This window comes from Paenibacillus sp. Aloe-11, assembly GCF_000245715.1.
GTDB classification, from domain to species: Bacteria; Bacillota; Bacilli; order Paenibacillales; family Paenibacillaceae; genus Paenibacillus; species Paenibacillus kribbensis.
The window spans coordinates 216,551-232,303 of the sequence record NZ_JH601050.1; the positions used below are offsets into that span (position 1 = coordinate 216,551).

Genomic DNA, 15,753 nt, shown 5'->3' on the forward strand with positions numbered 1-15,753 from the left:
TCTCATGATCGTGTACAACTGCGGCACCGTGTCCACTATATCATGAGAAAACAGCGAATGCCATGGGGGAGTAAACTTGCCTGACAGTCTTCCAGCGGTTGAACATTACCCTGAACCCCGGTAAACTAAAGGTAACGAAAGAAAAGCTGATATGCGCCCGAGGCGCTGGAAATTATGAGGGGTTTAAATCTATGAGTGTACAAGCACCGATGTTGGAACGGGCGCAGGATTTACTGCAAAAGTTTTATGGCTATCCCGACTTCCGGGAGGGACAAAAGAAAATTGTCGCCAGTATGCTGGAAGGCAACGATACGTTAGGAATTATGCCGACAGGCGGCGGGAAATCCATATGCTACCAAATCCCTGCCTTGTTGCATGAGGGTTTAACGATTGTTGTGTCACCGCTTATCTCGCTGATGAAGGATCAGGTGGATGCGCTGACGACGATGGGAATAGCGGCTGCGTATATCAACAGCACGCTGAGCGGGCGAGAAGTGAATGACCGCATCCGCGCCGCACGGAATGGTGATTTGAAGCTGCTGTATGTCGCACCGGAGCGGCTGGAGCTGGATTGGTTCCGCGATGAGATGACCCAACTGCCGATTTCCTGTGTTGCGGTGGATGAGGCTCACTGTGTGTCCCAGTGGGGACATGATTTTCGCACCAGCTACCTGGCCGTGGCTCCGTTCGTGGACGGGCTGCATGAACGACCGATTGTAGCCGCGTTTACAGCAACGGCAACACCGCAGGTCATGGACGATATCGTGCGGCTGCTTCGTCTGCGCTCACCGGAGACGTTCGTCACAGGCCTTGGACGACCGAATTTGGCGTTCAGCGTGCTGCGCGGGGAAGACAAGCGCAGCTTTTTGCTGAATTATACCCGTGAGCACGAGGGTGAATCAGGCATTATTTATGCGGCGACTCGTAAAGACGTGGACGATTTGTACCAACGGCTGCGTGATGCAGGCATGGCAGCTGGACGCTATCATGCCGGGATGACAGATCAGGAGCGCGCAGATAGCCAGGAAGGCTTCCTGTACGACGATATCCGGGTTATTGTTGCGACCAACGCCTTCGGCATGGGGATCGATAAATCGAATGTGCGCTACGTCATTCACTATAACATGCCTAAAAATATGGAAGCTTACGTCCAGGAAGCGGGACGCGCAGGACGTGATGGCGATCCGAGTCAATGCATTTTGTTGTTCGGACCGCAGGATATTGTCACTCAGAAGTTCCTGATTGAGCAAAATCCCCAGGATGAAGACCGCAAGCGCAACGATTATCGCAAACTCCAGCAAATGGTTGACTATTGCTATACAACTCGCTGCCTGCGCACGGCGCAGCTTGAGTATTTTGGCGAGGCAGAGGAGCATGAAGCTTGCGGCATATGCAGTTCATGCACGGATGAGCGGGAACTGGTCGATATGACCATAGATGCGCAAAAGATTTTTTCCTGCATTCATCGCATGCGGGAGCGTTTTGGGGTTTCGATGGTAGCCTCGGTGCTAAAAGGTTCTCGCAACAAAAAGGTGCTGCAGTATGGTTTTGACAGCCTTCCAACCTATGGGGTGATGGGCAACCGGACGGAAAAAGAAATTGCTGAAATTATCAATGTGCTCGTTTCGGAAGGTTATTTGATGTTGTCTGAGGGGCAATATCCGGTCGTTCGTTTACAGCAGCTTGCGGCTGAAGTGCTGAAGGGTCAGCGTGAGGTTATGCAGCGTGTGGTGCGACATGCCACGGCTTTTGCAGGTGGGGCAGGCTCACGCGGACGACAGGGACGCGATGCATACCCGGCAGCAGTCAACGAGACTGTTTTTGAACAATTGCGTCTGATTCGCCGTGATCTGGCCGCTCAGGAGCATGTGCCGTCCTATATTATTTTTAATGATGCCACGTTGCGTGAGATGAGTGTGGCGAACCCACAATCTGAGGCAGATATGCTGCGGATCAAGGGTGTCGGTGAAGTGAAGTTCCGCAAGTACGGCAAGCTGTTTCTTGATTTTTTTCAAAATCAGGGGAATAGCGGAGGCACGGTGAACGAGGACGAGATTTATCCAGATGATGTGTATGAGGATTTTGAATAGAAGGGTGTGACCTATGAAAGTTATTTTATCAACGTTAAATGCAAAATATATCCATACCTCGCTGGCCATCCGCTGTCTCAAAGCCTACAGTGAAAAGGACTTTGACATCGAGCTGGCGGAGTACACGATCAAGGACCCGGTGATGAACATCGTTTCCGATTTGTTTCAGCGGGGAGCAGATGTCATCGGCTTCTCCTGCTATATTTGGAACATTGAAGAGACGATTAAAGTGATTGACGTGTTGAAGAAAATTATGCCCGAGGTCAAAATCGTTCTCGGTGGCCCGGAGGTATCCTACGATACGGAGCACTGGATGAAGCGCTTGACGAATGTAGATTTCATCGTTGTTGGTGAGGGAGAAGAAACGTTCCATCAATTGCTTCAGGAGCTGGAGGGGGATCGCAAGTTCCATTTTGTGTATGGACTGGCTTACCGCAAGGGAGAAGAGGTCATTCTGATGCCGGGCCGCCCGAAGGCGGATTTGAACGAGCTGCCGTCGCCATACCGTTTTGCGGAGGATATACCGGAACTCGGGAAACGGGTTGTTTATTTTGAAACGAGCCGGGGCTGCCCGTTCAGCTGCCAATTTTGTCTGTCGAGCATTGAGGTTGGGGTGCGTTATTACGATATTGAGCGCACAAAGTCGGATATTCTGTATCTGATTGACAACGGGGCCAAATTGATCAAATTTGTGGACCGTACTTTTAATATTAAACGGGACTATGCGCTGGAAATGTTCAAGTTTCTGATTGAAAACCATCGCGGCTGTGTCTTCCAGTTTGAGATTACGGCAGATATTATGCGTCCCGAGGTGCTGGATTATTTGGCGGAAAATGCGCCGCCAGGCATCTTTCGCTTTGAAATCGGTGTCCAATCGACGAACGACCCGACCAATGAGCTGGTTAAACGCCGGCAGAACTTTGCCAAGCTTTCCCGCACCGTTACGAAGGTCAAGCAAAGCGGCAAAATCGACCAGCATCTGGATCTGATCGCCGGACTGCCTCAGGAGGACTACAACACATTCCGTAAAACGTTTAATGACGTTTTTGCGCTTGGCCCGGAAGAGCTCCAACTCGGCTTCCTCAAAATGCTGCGCGGTACGGGGCTGCGTATTGACGCCGCCAAGTACAATTACACATACATGGATGTGGCACCTTATGAGATGCTGAGCAACGATGTCCTTTCCTTTGCTGATATCGTCCGGCTCAAGCGCCTGGAAGATGTTTTGGAGAAATACTGGAATTCCCATCGCATGGATCATACGGTGAACTATTTGATCGAGCGTGAATTTGCATCTGCCTTTGATTTCTTTCAAGAGTTCGGAGATTATTGGGAGGGGCAAGGCTGGCAAAAAATCGGCCACCAGCTCGAAGACCTGTTCACGCGTCTCCAGTCCTTTCTGGAATCGCGCGGAACGAAGCGAATGGATATCGTGCTTGGGCTGATGAAGCTCGATTATTTCCTGAACCATAAATACAAGCCGCGTAAGATCTGGTGGGAGCATACCCTGGAGAAGGACGACTGGTCCAGCTATATGAAAATGGTGCTTCAGCACCCGAATGCACTGCTGTCTCCTGTGGTTGCGGACGTTGTGGCAGAGAAGGCGGGAGAGGATTCGACACAGCATGCTGTACAGGCTTCGCCTTCTCCTGCTGCGGATGGCCAATCCGCTACGGGCAGCCAGCAGTCGCGGCCATATCGCGAGATGATCCCGGCCTTTGCTTCCTTGAAGCTGGGTGAAAAGGAACTGCAAAAGCACGCTGTGCTGGATATTTTGCCGTTCAGTCTGGAACATATCCTGAGTGGGGGGAGCCCATTGACTGCTGAAGGACGAACGCTGCTGCTGGTCGTCTATCAGCAGAATGAACAGCAAAAGCCGCTGTACTATACCATGCCGATCGGCAAGGAAATTGCCGCGATTTAGCTGAAAATAGCTTTTAAAATTACAAAAGGCACCGACCTTGATTACAAGAGTCGATGCCTTTTTTGTGCTTTATGAAAACAATTTTTACATTCGCGTAATCAATTGCTTCGTAAAATTTCACAAAACAAATATATGATTATTTCATCATGTATGAATAATAATCCTATTGGAGTGTGAGCCTGTGAAAAAGCGTTCAATGAAAAAGAGTATCCTTGCTTTAGGTGCAATTACCGTTTTGAGTGTGCCATTGTTATCCGCAGATATCCCTAACGCTTTTGCAGCCTCATCTAATGCCAAGTCTACCACTGCACAGGCATCCAAAGGACAGAGCACTGCATCAGCTAAAGCCGCTGCTCCTAAAAATGTCATTCTTTTTATCGGCGATGGTATGGGAGAAGCAAGTCGCAATGCGATTCGTCTGGCCACGGTTGGAAAGTCGGGATTGCTTGAAATGGACAATATGCCTGTAACAGGCCTGGTTAGCACGAGTTCGGGGGACAATCTGGTGACGGATTCGGCAGCCGCAGCTACTGCAATTGCAACAGGTGTAAAAACATATAATGGCGCGATCGGGATGGATATGAATAAGAAACCGGTCACAACCATCATGGAACTGGCCAAAAAAGCAGGCATGTCCACAGGTGTCGTGACGACAAGTCAAGTGACAGACGCAACCGGGGCAGCCTTTGGTGCGCATGTCGAGAAGCGTTCCGCTCAAAGTGAGATTGCCAAGCAATATCTGGAAAAGAGCAAACTGGATGTTATTCTGGGCGGTGGCGAGGATTTCTGGTATCCTGCAGGAACAGCAGGTAAACATCCAGATGCGCCAGCAGAAGATCCTGAGGAAGCTAGTAAGGGAACTCAAGGAAATCTGGTGGAGCAGGCCAAGAAATTGGGCTATAGCTATGTGACGGATCAGGCGGAAATGAAAGCAGCCAAAGGCTCTAAACTGCTCGGACTGTTTGCCAATGAAGAAATGTTCCAAGCCCACAACAAGCTAGGCAACTCATACAATCCAACGGTTTCTTTACCGGATATGACAACAAAAGCGATTGACGTTCTTTCCAAAAACAAAAAAGGCTTTTTCCTGATGGTAGAGGAAGAAGGAACGGATGAGATGGCGCATGACAATGAAGGCGAATTAACGATTAAGGCCGGACAACAGCTGGATAAGGCTGTTAAAGTAGCTAAGGACTATGCCAAAGCGCATCCAGATACATTAGTTCTGGTGACGGCAGACCATGAAACAGGCGGTTTGGCCATTGAAGGCAAGGATGCGAAAGATGAAGCGGATGACGGTACAACAAATGAAGACGGTCCTTTCACCATTCATGGCACGGACGAATCGTTCTATATTGATTGGACGACAAAAGGACACACCGCAGTAGATGTGGCACTGACTGCAATGGGACCGGGCTCCTCCCAATTTACCGGGAATTATCCGAACACTGCCATTCATGACAAGCTGATTAAGCTGCTTCAATTAAAGAAGTAGTTCAGGGTGTGAAAGCCACCCCTTAAAAGATATTCCATATTGGCAACATGGTTTTTCCTGTGATAAACTAAAGCTAATAAGTATATACTGAAAAAGAGTAAGGATGCTGCCAACATCCTCACTCTTTTACAACAGCCGCTTATAAGGGCGGTGGCTGTTCAAAAAGTTTTAGTCATTGAAATATGACCGCATTCCTTTTCCAGAGGGCGGTCTATTTCTTTTTGTTGAAGGAAATAATCAAGATCACCAACGTTGCAAATTGAATCATCAACATCAGCGTATCTTTAACCTCCACAGGCATCACCTCCTTTGCAGGAGACTAGCCGACCGCCCATCTAAGCCATTCTGTTGTTAGTTTATAGTATATCATATGGATAGTATTGCTAAAAAGGACAAAAATGAAAACGCCTGTTTCTAGGCGTTTTTTGTTTTTCCAAAAGATATATTTATAAAGTTAAAAATCATTATGTAGTTCTTAACCAGTATGGGTGTTACGTAACTCATCTAAAAATTGCATAGCATCTTTGAATCCCTGTAAATATATTTGGTTCTCCAGAATAGATTGTAGAGAGATTTGGGCATCTTCATATAAAAACAGGGTATGTTCGAGATGCTCGGGAACGGATTCACGGATTTGTTGAAAATACTGGTTGCTCTCCGTGGAAAATTGGTTGTATTCCGGTATGGTCTTAGAAAGATTATTATACAATGTTTCTAAACGGTTTCTGATTATGGGTTCAATTAATATTTCTAAAGAATTAGACATGATTTGCAAACCTCCGGAGGGAAAATATTTTAATGTGGGATGACAAAATATCATGTAAATATTGTATCATTACATAGCAGTTTGGTATACCGAAAGGTGACATCATAGTGACATCAAATCAATAGGAAATTTCAATAAATATCGAATATTTTGTGAACATTCTTAATTTGACTTAAAATGATAAGTAAAAAAAGGAAAATTATATCTTTTTCAGTCGATCATTTTTATTATTGTACACAATTGTATCCTTTGTTTTCTTCTATTTCGATGAAATGATCTTGGACGTGGATGAAGAGTACGAAAACGAAGGATCTCCCAACTATTATTGAATGCTGCTCAGCAACATGCAAGCTTACAGGAGCTAGGGTATAGGGTAACGACAGGAAAGAATAATGTTACAGCCCAAAGAGTGTATGAAAGAAGCCAATATATCAAGGATGGGGAATTTTATCATTATGATCTGGCTCTATAGTCCTGTCATATGAGGAATAAAGTCTATATAAGCCGAACTGAAAAAATGTATATGGAAAACGGAGTAGACGGAATGGTGCTGTACAAGCGAAGCGGTCGCTTTTGTCCCCGGATTTCTACCGATGAAAGACTTAATTCAAGAAATCCGGGGGCGGTGGCGATGGGAAGCACTATCCGTCTGCGGAGTGGCACTAAGGTAACATTTAAACATGCCGAACATGCTTTACCCCAAATTACTCCTCTGTTGCTTTCTTCCCCCACACATATTTCATGATGAAAAATATAAAGGTCAGTACAATGAGAAGCAAAGTGACCTGCAAGCCATAATGATGTATCAGTTCTCCAACTGTCTGTACATGCTTGCCAAAGAAACGTCCGAGCAGAAAGAAGATCAGCGTCCAAACCAAGCCGGTTGAATAAGAGAAAAGCGCATAGCGTTTGAAGCTTATTTTATTGATCCCGACAATGTAAGGAATAATGTGACGGACAATAGGCAGCAAATAGCTAATGCAAATCGTGAAATTTCCATACTTATGTACTAAATTTTCCGAAAACGTAATGTACTTGTCCATTTTTTTCTTTCGTCGTAAACGGTCCAAAACGGATATACCTAACATTCTCCCCAATACATACCCTAAGGATAAGCCCGATATAACCCCAAGATATACCATTACAAAAGCGGGTAGCGGATGAAGTATACCCATGCTTGTTACAGCCCCGCCAGTCATCACAACGACTTCGTCTGGAATGGGCAGCCCTACGATTCCGAGCCATAGAGTAAAGAATAATGCTGCATAGCCGTACTGTTCAATGATGGAAATTAAATATTCAACGTCCATACCCATTTACCCCCTTGCTTATGCTTTCTTCCGGCATACATAGACGAATGCGGGGGGAATGTTCATGGGCACAAACTTGATCTCTTCAATATCAAACCATTCACCTAACTGCTGCTTCATTTGTTTAGAATATTGAAAGGCGACGAACATTCCTCCATCTCTGAGCGATAGATGAATTTGCTCTACGATCTGATCTCGCATGGCTTGTGGGAAATTAAAAAAGGGTAGCCCGCTTATTATGCAGTCTAGCTGCTCAATTTCGGCATTTTTTATGGCAAGCTGAAGCTCACGTGAATCAGAATAACACAGATAATTCGGGAACCTTCTTTTTAGGCTCTGCTGCATGGTCTGATCCTTCTCGAACAGCAGCACCTTGGTTTGAGCTCTTGCGGCAGGAGAAATATATTGTGTAATCGCTCCTGTGCCAGCCCCAAGCTCGGCGACGGCATGAACTTCACTCCAAGGAATGGATTCAATCATTTTTTTAGCCAGAAATCTGGAGCTTGGTGTTATGCTTCCCACATATGTAGGTGAATGCAAAAATTTGAATAAGAACATAAATCTCTCGTGAACCAAATGACTAATACGGATCATGAACCGTTCCCCTTCTTTCAGTTTTCTGAATACGTTCGTTTATTCTCTGCTAAGAGTAACAAATTATCCCTATACTTACTCCTGTCTGGAGTAGGGTTCATATCCCCGCCCTGCGGCGGGGATTTTCCTTGACTATAGTCTAGGTCTTAGGAGGGGGATGATCATTCAGTTATCCTTCAGCGTATCCTCAGGCTATATTCAGTTTTGCTACCGATGAAAGGTAGGTGTACTGCTAAAAATTTATGTACACAGAGAGGGGACCTACTTTGTCACTATCCATTAACAGGCATCTAATCACGACTTCCTACGATCATTCGAATACGGTGAAGTCAAACGAGAACGGGTTAAATAACACGGCTCACACTACACACAGGAAATCTAACGATTCACTCGAATTGAGCAAGGAATTTGCAGAATACGCAGGAGGAATGCAGACACCGCTACCTACGGAAAACTACAGTAACGTTTACGACAGAAGCCAGGATACTTTTACACTAACTACGGACCAACAAAAAACGCTGTTGTCTGATCTGCAAAGTTATTTGACGTCTTCAAGTACGACTTCTGAAGCAGATGAATTCACCAACAGCACGAAAAACCCATTGGCTTCGATTAGTGACTTATTATCGGGTGTGGATCTTTCCACGGCAACGGATGAGGAGGTATCAGATCTATTTGATAAGGTAGCAGAAACGATTCAAAATAATCGTCCTGCACCGCCGCCTGAAGGGGGCCCATTCCAGCCAGAAGCTGATAGCAGTGGTCTGCCACCTATGATGCAAGCCATGGGCGGAATTATACCTCCATTTGCATGGAATATCCAGGAGACCTCCAACCAGGAGGATCATAGTACCTCATCTGAACAAGAGCTTACGATAGATGAAAAAAGATCCTTGCTGAGTGATCTGCAAAGCATCCTGAGCTCCAGTGCTGTATCCGGGTCGACCACTTTGGAGAATGATCCAGAAACAGATCTGCTCTCTGCCCTGAAAAACGCAATGGGAAATACTGACGAATCGAATGCGTCCGATGAAGAAATATCGGCTTTATTTGATAAAATCGCTAAGATTTTTGAGAAATCTGTTTCATCGTCATCGTAAGTACTTTTATAAAGGTGAGGATTTTGCCAAATCCTGAAAGGGGAAAATGATATGAATATTTCATCGACATCCAGCAGTTCTATGACTGCTGCAAGCACTTCATCTTCATCCAGTACTAACGATACAGCCAGCCTGGAAAAGCAAAAAGCTCAACTTGAAGCGGAATACAATAAAGTACAGCAGAGTAAGGATAATAAAGAAACAAAAGAAACGAAAATGAAGCAGATTCAGCAGCAGATCAAACAAATTGAAGCTCAAATTGCACAGCAAAGCTCTCAATCCAGCAGCACGTCAGCTGCAAAAGTGGAAAAGTCCGTTCCAAGCAACACAGAAGCGCCCCGTATCAACAATGCTAACAGCAGCGATATTACGGGCATTGGAAAATCACTGGATATTTCGATTTAAAGCATTTGTCACTGCTCGGGATAGTGCAACAGATGATAGATTTTTGAAGTTAGCAGGCTCTCCGCTCACCGGAGGGTCTGCTTTTTTAGCATTCAGCAAACCTTCAGTGAGCGCTCATTTTATTTTCAACCTGCTGTTCTAAGATGAATGTGTAGCCGATAAGGACAAGCATTGTACGCCCTATGAGCTACTCGACAACTTGTAGATACATCAAGTCCAAGCATACAGTTTCACCTAATTAAACTCTATGAAAAGGGATGATTGTAATGAAAAAGAAATTGAATGTTATGGCTACAGCTGTACTGCTGGCTTCCATTACTGCATCATACGCTTATGCCAGCTCATCGACAGACGATACGACCGAAGTTTCTACTTCGACGTCTGTAGCTGCCACTCAAGAGGACTCCTCTACAGCAACTTCTACAGCAACTTCTACAGACAGTAGCACCACAGATACCAGTGCAACGGTAGAGGCACCTCCTGAGGGAACACCCCCGGATGGCGAACCACCAAGCGGGAAACCGGGCGAAGGCTCGGACAGCTATACAGACAACGGCACGGCGAAGTACACACAAAGCGGTAAAAGTGTAACCCTGTCCAAGCAGACGATTGCAGCCGATCAGGCAGATCAGTCGATCGTCAAGGTAACTGACAGTGGCAAGTTAACACTTACCAAGTCCACCTTGTCTAAAAAAGGCGCAACATCATCGGATGATTACAGCAACTTTTATGGCCTGAACGCCGGAGTTTTGGCCGCTTCTGCCAGCACTATTCAGTTGTCGGATTCTACCGTTAAGACGGATGCCGATGGGGCCAATGCTGTTTTTGCAACAGGCGAAGGTTCTACCATTCATGTGAAAGATGTGACCATTCAGACCAGCGCCAATTCCTCGCGTGGACTGGATGCTACCTTGAAGGGAACGGTTAATGCAACGAATGTTAAAATCAAAACGGCTGGGGAGCATTCCGCCGCTATTGCGACAGACCGGGGAAATGGTACGATAAATGTAACCAAGGCAACAGGCAAAACGACAGGAAAAGGTTCCCCTGGTATCTATTCAACAGGCACTATCACAGTGTCCAATTCGGATTTAAAAGCAACCGGATCGGAAGCTGCCGTCATTGAAGGCAGAAACAGCATTACAGTTAATAACACCAGTCTGTCCGGAGATGTAGATCGTGGAGTCATGCTGTACCAAAGCTTCTCGGGCGATGCCGAGGTCGGAACCACCGTCTTTACGATGAATGGCGGTACATTGACAGCAAAAGCAGGTCCTATTTTTTACTCCACCAATACAGAAGCGGTGGTTAACCTGAAAGGGGCCACATTAAAAGGAAATACAGGCGTGCTGCTGAACGCTGCTGCGGATAGATGGGGGACCACAGGCTCTAACGGAGCTAATGTAACGCTTAACGCAGACAACCAAACATTGCCGGGCAGCATCACTGCTGACAAAATCAGCTCCATTACAGCTAACCTGAAAAACAAGACAACCCTGAAGGGGGCTATTAATCCAGAAAACACAGCCAAATCGGTTGACTTAACGCTGGACAAAACGAGCAAATGGGTCGTTACAGCGGATTCCTATCTGACCACTTTGACAGACAGTGATGCTAAACTCTCAAACATCGTAGATAACGGACACACGATTTATTATGATGCAAGTGCGAGTGCAAATAGCTGGTTGAACGGGGAGACGATTTCGTTGTCCGGCGGCGGCAAGCTGACTCCAGTCAGCAATTGATGAGCAGCTAGATGATAGAGGTCAGTCATTAAATCTATCCTCATAAAGCAGTTGCAGGTCTAACAACCCGGCAACTGCTTTTTACGTCTACTTAAGTATTTTGCATACATCCCTCCAAAGATCGCCCCTGAATCCAGACTTTCAAAAATGAAGTAAGTGACTAGGCATGCAAAAAAATATACAATATATAACAGTAGAACCCTGTTTTAATGACACATTGGAAAATTGGAGGATCTATGTCATGACGCTGAGAACTCAAATGAGTCGGAGCAGTAGAGATGAAGCGCGTTTGGTCAGAAACAAATTGATTGAATTTAATGCGAAACATGTACCTGCAGATATTCGAACCCAGTATGAAGAGATTAATCTTATTCTCAAAGATGAAGACGGCCAAGTCATTGGCGGCCTCCTAAGTGTACTGTGCTGGAACTGGGTAGAGGTTGATATTTTGTGGGTAGATCAGCGTTATAGAGGAGCGGGCTATGGCTCGCAGCTGCTTGGTGAAATCGAACAAATCGCTAAAGATAAAGGTTGTACGTTTATTCAGCTCAACACGTTTACTTTTCAAGCACCCGAATTTTATGAAAAGCATGGATACGAAGTGGTCGGTGTCATTGATGACGCTCCCCGAGGCTTTAAACACTATTATTACAAGAAAAATATCTACTGAGGCGTTGCCTTTAAAATCATAGGATTACAATTGTTTGACGAGGGACTGTGACAACTCGTAGCGATTGCGCTAGAGTAAGAGAAGAATGAATAAAGAAGGGTTTGATCGGATTGACCACGGAAGTGACACACAAATTATATACCATGTGTATGGTTCAGGACGGAACCAAGGTACTGCTCATTAACAGACCGGATAAAAAGGGTTTTCCGGGCTACATTGCCCCAGGAGGGAAAGTGGAGTTTCCAGAGAGTATTGTGGATGGGGCTATTCGTGAAGTGAAGGAAGAAACGGGATTAACGGTCAAGGAAATTGTATTTAAAGGAATTGACGAATATTGTGACCCGAGCCAAGGGCTGAGATACATGGTCTTTAATTATTTGGCTACAGCAACGGAAGGTGAACTATTGAATAATCCCCCCGAGGGAGAGCTGCTATGGGTGGATATGAAGGAGGCGCTCAACCTGCCGATGCAGGATTGGTTCAAGCGCAGATTTCCCTTGTTTTTCGAGCCGGGAACGTTCGAGAATAGTCTTGTGTGGCTGGCAGATACGGACGAAACCCTCGAAGCAACGATTAAAAATTATGGGGTATAGAGATGACGACGACGATTTATTTTTCATCTAATCGGCTAGGAGAGGTTACGGATAATCAATTGCAGAGGGTGCTGGATCGTTTCGATTTGGGGCGTCTGCTGTCTTCCGAAAAAACGGCAGAAGGAGTGATGGGACAAACCCTCTATATCTCCTCAACGGCTGGACAGTTTGTGTTAAAGGGAAACCCGCTCTTTTCGGGACAATGGGTGGAAGAAAGGTACATGGTGGAGCAGCTGCACAGACGGACTTCAATTCCTGTGCCGGCACCGTATCTGGTGGATGATGCCGAGGATATTTTCGGCTGGAGCTATGCTGTTATGCCACGTTTATACGGTGAGCACATACATACACTCGAACCGCAAGCCAAGCTGACTTCACTGGATAAACAGCAAATAGCTGAAAAGCTTGCTGTTGCCCTGCTGGAGCTTCATAGCTGGAAGGTTAAGACCAGTGGGGAGCTGGATACAACGACTCTGGCCATTCGCCCTTTTAAAATATCTTATCGGACTTGGTTGTATGAAAGAATTCGATACTGGCTAGAGGATGCCCAAAAATACTCGGACATTACTGCTCAGGATATGGAATGGGTAGAGGACATGTTGGAAGGCTCACGCCAAGCATTCGATCAACAGGAAGCGGCCACATTTGTGATGGGAGATTTTAAACCACAAAATGTTCTTGTGCAGAACGGGGAAAACGGCTGGAGAATTAGTGGACTTTTTGATTTTACGACAGCTTATTTTGGCGATGGGGTTACAGACCTTCCGAAGATAACTACCATGTATCTGGAAAACGGGGAGAAAGAGCTGGCCCAACATTTTCTTGCCGTTTACTTCGAAGGGATGAACGCCAAAGAAGGATTTATGGAGCGATTCCGGGTACATATGCTGCATCAACAAATTCTCAACTGGGGATGTGCCAAAGCGATGAAGCAAGTCACTTGGGATGACAAGCTCTCTTTTGCAGAATGGGCCCAAACATTCACGGACGTTGACATATTTAAATCATAGGCAGACCAATCAATCATATAAAGAGAAGGAAGTGAGTGGCATGCAAACCGTCCAATTGGTAGAGCCTGCTCGGGAATGGAGGGAAGCGTATCTTTCATTTTTTGAAGAATGGAAAAAGAGCCAGGAGCCAATGGTCGACTCCGAGAATATTACCTCCAGAAAAACAATTATCCGCAACGGCGGAATGCCGGATACAGATTACATAGAAGAAGACGGAAACCGTGTAAACCGGTTTTGGCTCGAATGATAGGCTGAACACGCTATAGATGCAGGACATGCTTGATTATGAAAACGGTTACAAATTGGAAAAAAATAAAAATTTAATGTATAAATTACAGGAGTGTTTCTGGACATCTAACATTTTTTAGGCGAGTACCGATAAAACAAAATATAATACCATTTTTTTGTATAAGGAGAATTTCAAATGAAAAGTAAAAGTTTTATGAAGGGAACAAGGGTACTCGTCAGTTTACTGGTAAGCTTGCAGGTGTTTACTTACTCAAGTATTTCTTTCGCTGCTCCAAACGAACTCCATGATATTGATGCCGGAATCGCTAATCTGAATTATGATCGCAACGAGGTCTTGAGTACAAAAGGCGATCAAATCAATAGCTTTGTTCCCAAAGAAGGCCGCCAAGCAAATGATAAATTTATCGTAGTTGAACGGACTAAAAATACGATCGCAACTTCACCCATGGATATCTCCATTGTTGACTCAATTGCAAATCGTACTTATCCAGGCGCTATACAGCTTGCAAATGAGGACTTTGTGAATAATCAGCCCAATCTGGTTATGACTGCCAGAAAACCGTTGGATATCAGCATTGATCTTCCTGGTTTAAAGAGTGAAAATACAATAACGGTTCAAAATCCAGCATACGGCAGCGTTTCTGGGGCCATTGCTCAACTCCTGTCGACCTGGGATGAAAAGTATTCCAGTACCCATACATTGCCTGCGAGATTACAATACTCGGAAGCTATGGTACACAGCGAAAGTCAAATTGCCAGTGCGCTGAATGTAAACGCCAAGGTGCTTGACAATACGCTTGGAATCGACTATAGCGCAGTAGCAAGCGGTGAGAAAAGGGTAATGGTTGCTGCTTACAAGCAAATTTTTTATACCGTAACCGCCGCTTCTCCCAACAATCCATCAGACCTGTTTGACGACAGTGTGACGTTTGCCGAATTAGTCCGTAAAGGGGTAAGTGATGAAACTCCGCCATTAATGGTATCCAATGTCGCTTACGGCCGAACTATTTACGTGAAGCTAGAAACGGATTCAAAGAGCAGTGATGTACAAACGGCATTTAAATTACTGCTCAAAGATCCTAGCATACAAGCTAGCGGAAAGTACAAGGACATCTATGAAAAAAGCTCTTTTACAGCTGTTGTATTAGGCGGAGATGCGCAAGCACATAACCAGATTGTCTCGAAAGACTACTCCGTTATTCAGGAAGTAATCAAGGACAATGCAGAATATAGCAGCAAAAATCCAGGTTACCCTATTTCGTATACCAGTGTTTTTTTGAAAGATAATTCCATAGCTGCGGTTCACAACAATACAGAGTATGTTGAGACGAAAACAACGGAATATACCAAAGGGAAAATCACACTTGACCATAGTGGCGCTTATGTGGCCCGCTTTGAAGTATCCTGGGATGAGTTTACATTTGATGAAAATGGGCAAGAGATCATTACTCATAAAACCTGGAAAGAAAATAGAAAAAATAAAACAGCGCATTACTCGACAGTGATCCCAATTCCGGCTAATGCCAAGAACATTAGAATTTTCGCCGAGGAGTGCACAGGGCTTGCCTGGGATTGGTGGAGAACCGTTATAGATGAGACTAACGTTCCGTTAACCAGCGATATAAAAGTATCCATTTGGGGAACGACATTATATCCTAAATCATCCATTAATCACTAGAAGAGCCCCCGCTTGTTCGCTTATTGTGGTATGGAATAAATAAAATGTGGCGAAAACTTATACATTCTTTACGTGTAAACGGAACCTGTCAGGCATCGACCTGACGGGTTATTTAATTAAGCAA

General features: G+C 45.3%; 15 protein-coding genes. 11 read left to right on the plus strand and 4 right to left on the minus strand.

Annotated elements, in window-relative coordinates; all coding sequences use genetic code 11:
* Positions 1–191: 191 nt before the first annotated feature.
* The 3 genes from recQ (at position 192) to WG8_RS07075 (ending at position 5,509) form a co-directional block, all read left to right on the plus strand.
* Positions 192–2,090: a DNA helicase RecQ gene (gene recQ / locus WG8_RS07065; RefSeq protein WP_007429452.1), complete on the plus strand. Its 1,899-nt coding sequence runs from the start codon at positions 192–194 to the stop codon at positions 2,088–2,090.
* A 13-nt stretch (positions 2,091–2,103) separates the two neighbouring features.
* Positions 2,104–4,014 (plus strand): B12-binding domain-containing radical SAM protein, encoded by a 1,911-nt coding sequence (locus WG8_RS07070; protein ID WP_007429453.1) that lies wholly within the window; start codon positions 2,104–2,106, stop codon positions 4,012–4,014.
* A 181-nt stretch (positions 4,015–4,195) separates the two neighbouring features.
* The gene (locus WG8_RS07075; RefSeq protein ID WP_007429454.1) at positions 4,196–5,509 is read left to right on the plus strand and encodes an alkaline phosphatase; all 1,314 of its coding nucleotides are present in this window, start codon (positions 4,196–4,198) and stop codon (positions 5,507–5,509) included.
* Positions 5,510–5,720: 211 nt separating this feature from the next.
* On the opposite strand, the gene WG8_RS29490 is transcribed toward WG8_RS07075, so the two are convergent.
* The 4 genes from WG8_RS29490 to WG8_RS07090 form a co-directional block, all read right to left on the minus strand.
* Positions 5,721–5,810, minus strand: coding sequence for a putative holin-like toxin (locus WG8_RS29490; RefSeq protein ID WP_007429455.1), 90 nt, complete (start codon positions 5,808–5,810; stop codon positions 5,721–5,723).
* Positions 5,811–5,984: 174 nt separating this feature from the next.
* The gene (locus WG8_RS07080; protein ID WP_043890852.1) at positions 5,985–6,275 is read right to left on the minus strand and encodes a hypothetical protein; all 291 of its coding nucleotides are present in this window, start codon (positions 6,273–6,275) and stop codon (positions 5,985–5,987) included.
* 704 nt (positions 6,276–6,979) lie between these two features.
* The gene (locus tag WG8_RS07085) at positions 6,980–7,585 is read right to left on the minus strand and encodes a DedA family protein (RefSeq protein WP_007429456.1); all 606 of its coding nucleotides are present in this window, start codon (positions 7,583–7,585) and stop codon (positions 6,980–6,982) included.
* Between the two features lie 18 nt (positions 7,586–7,603).
* Positions 7,604–8,179, minus strand: coding sequence for a class I SAM-dependent methyltransferase (locus WG8_RS07090; protein ID WP_007429457.1), 576 nt, complete (start codon positions 8,177–8,179; stop codon positions 7,604–7,606).
* A gap of 266 nt (positions 8,180–8,445) precedes the next feature.
* Between WG8_RS07090 and WG8_RS07095 the strand changes: the two genes are divergently transcribed.
* From WG8_RS07095 to WG8_RS07130, 8 genes are all read left to right on the plus strand, one after another.
* Entirely contained in the window at positions 8,446–9,279 is an 834-nt protein-coding gene (locus WG8_RS07095) for a hypothetical protein (protein WP_043890853.1), read from the plus strand.
* A gap of 51 nt (positions 9,280–9,330) precedes the next feature.
* Positions 9,331–9,684, plus strand: coding sequence for a FlxA-like family protein (locus WG8_RS07100; RefSeq protein ID WP_007429459.1), 354 nt, complete (start codon positions 9,331–9,333; stop codon positions 9,682–9,684).
* 266 nt (positions 9,685–9,950) lie between these two features.
* Positions 9,951–11,429 (plus strand): hypothetical protein, encoded by a 1,479-nt coding sequence (locus WG8_RS07105; protein ID WP_007429460.1) that lies wholly within the window; start codon positions 9,951–9,953, stop codon positions 11,427–11,429.
* A 241-nt stretch (positions 11,430–11,670) separates the two neighbouring features.
* Entirely contained in the window at positions 11,671–12,099 is a 429-nt protein-coding gene (locus WG8_RS07110) for a GNAT family N-acetyltransferase (protein WP_007429461.1), read from the plus strand.
* A gap of 101 nt (positions 12,100–12,200) precedes the next feature.
* Positions 12,201–12,692, plus strand: coding sequence for an 8-oxo-dGTP diphosphatase (locus tag WG8_RS07115; protein WP_043890854.1), 492 nt, complete (start codon positions 12,201–12,203; stop codon positions 12,690–12,692).
* A 2-nt stretch (positions 12,693–12,694) separates the two neighbouring features.
* Positions 12,695–13,702: a phosphotransferase family protein gene (locus tag WG8_RS07120; RefSeq protein WP_007429463.1), complete on the plus strand. Its 1,008-nt coding sequence runs from the start codon at positions 12,695–12,697 to the stop codon at positions 13,700–13,702.
* 40 nt (positions 13,703–13,742) lie between these two features.
* Complete coding sequence (locus WG8_RS07125; protein WP_007429464.1) at positions 13,743–13,949, plus strand: hypothetical protein; 207 nt, start codon at positions 13,743–13,745, stop codon at positions 13,947–13,949.
* A 177-nt stretch (positions 13,950–14,126) separates the two neighbouring features.
* Positions 14,127–15,629, plus strand: coding sequence for a thiol-activated cytolysin family protein (locus WG8_RS07130; RefSeq protein ID WP_007429465.1), 1,503 nt, complete (start codon positions 14,127–14,129; stop codon positions 15,627–15,629).
* Positions 15,630–15,753 lie beyond the last annotated feature (124 nt).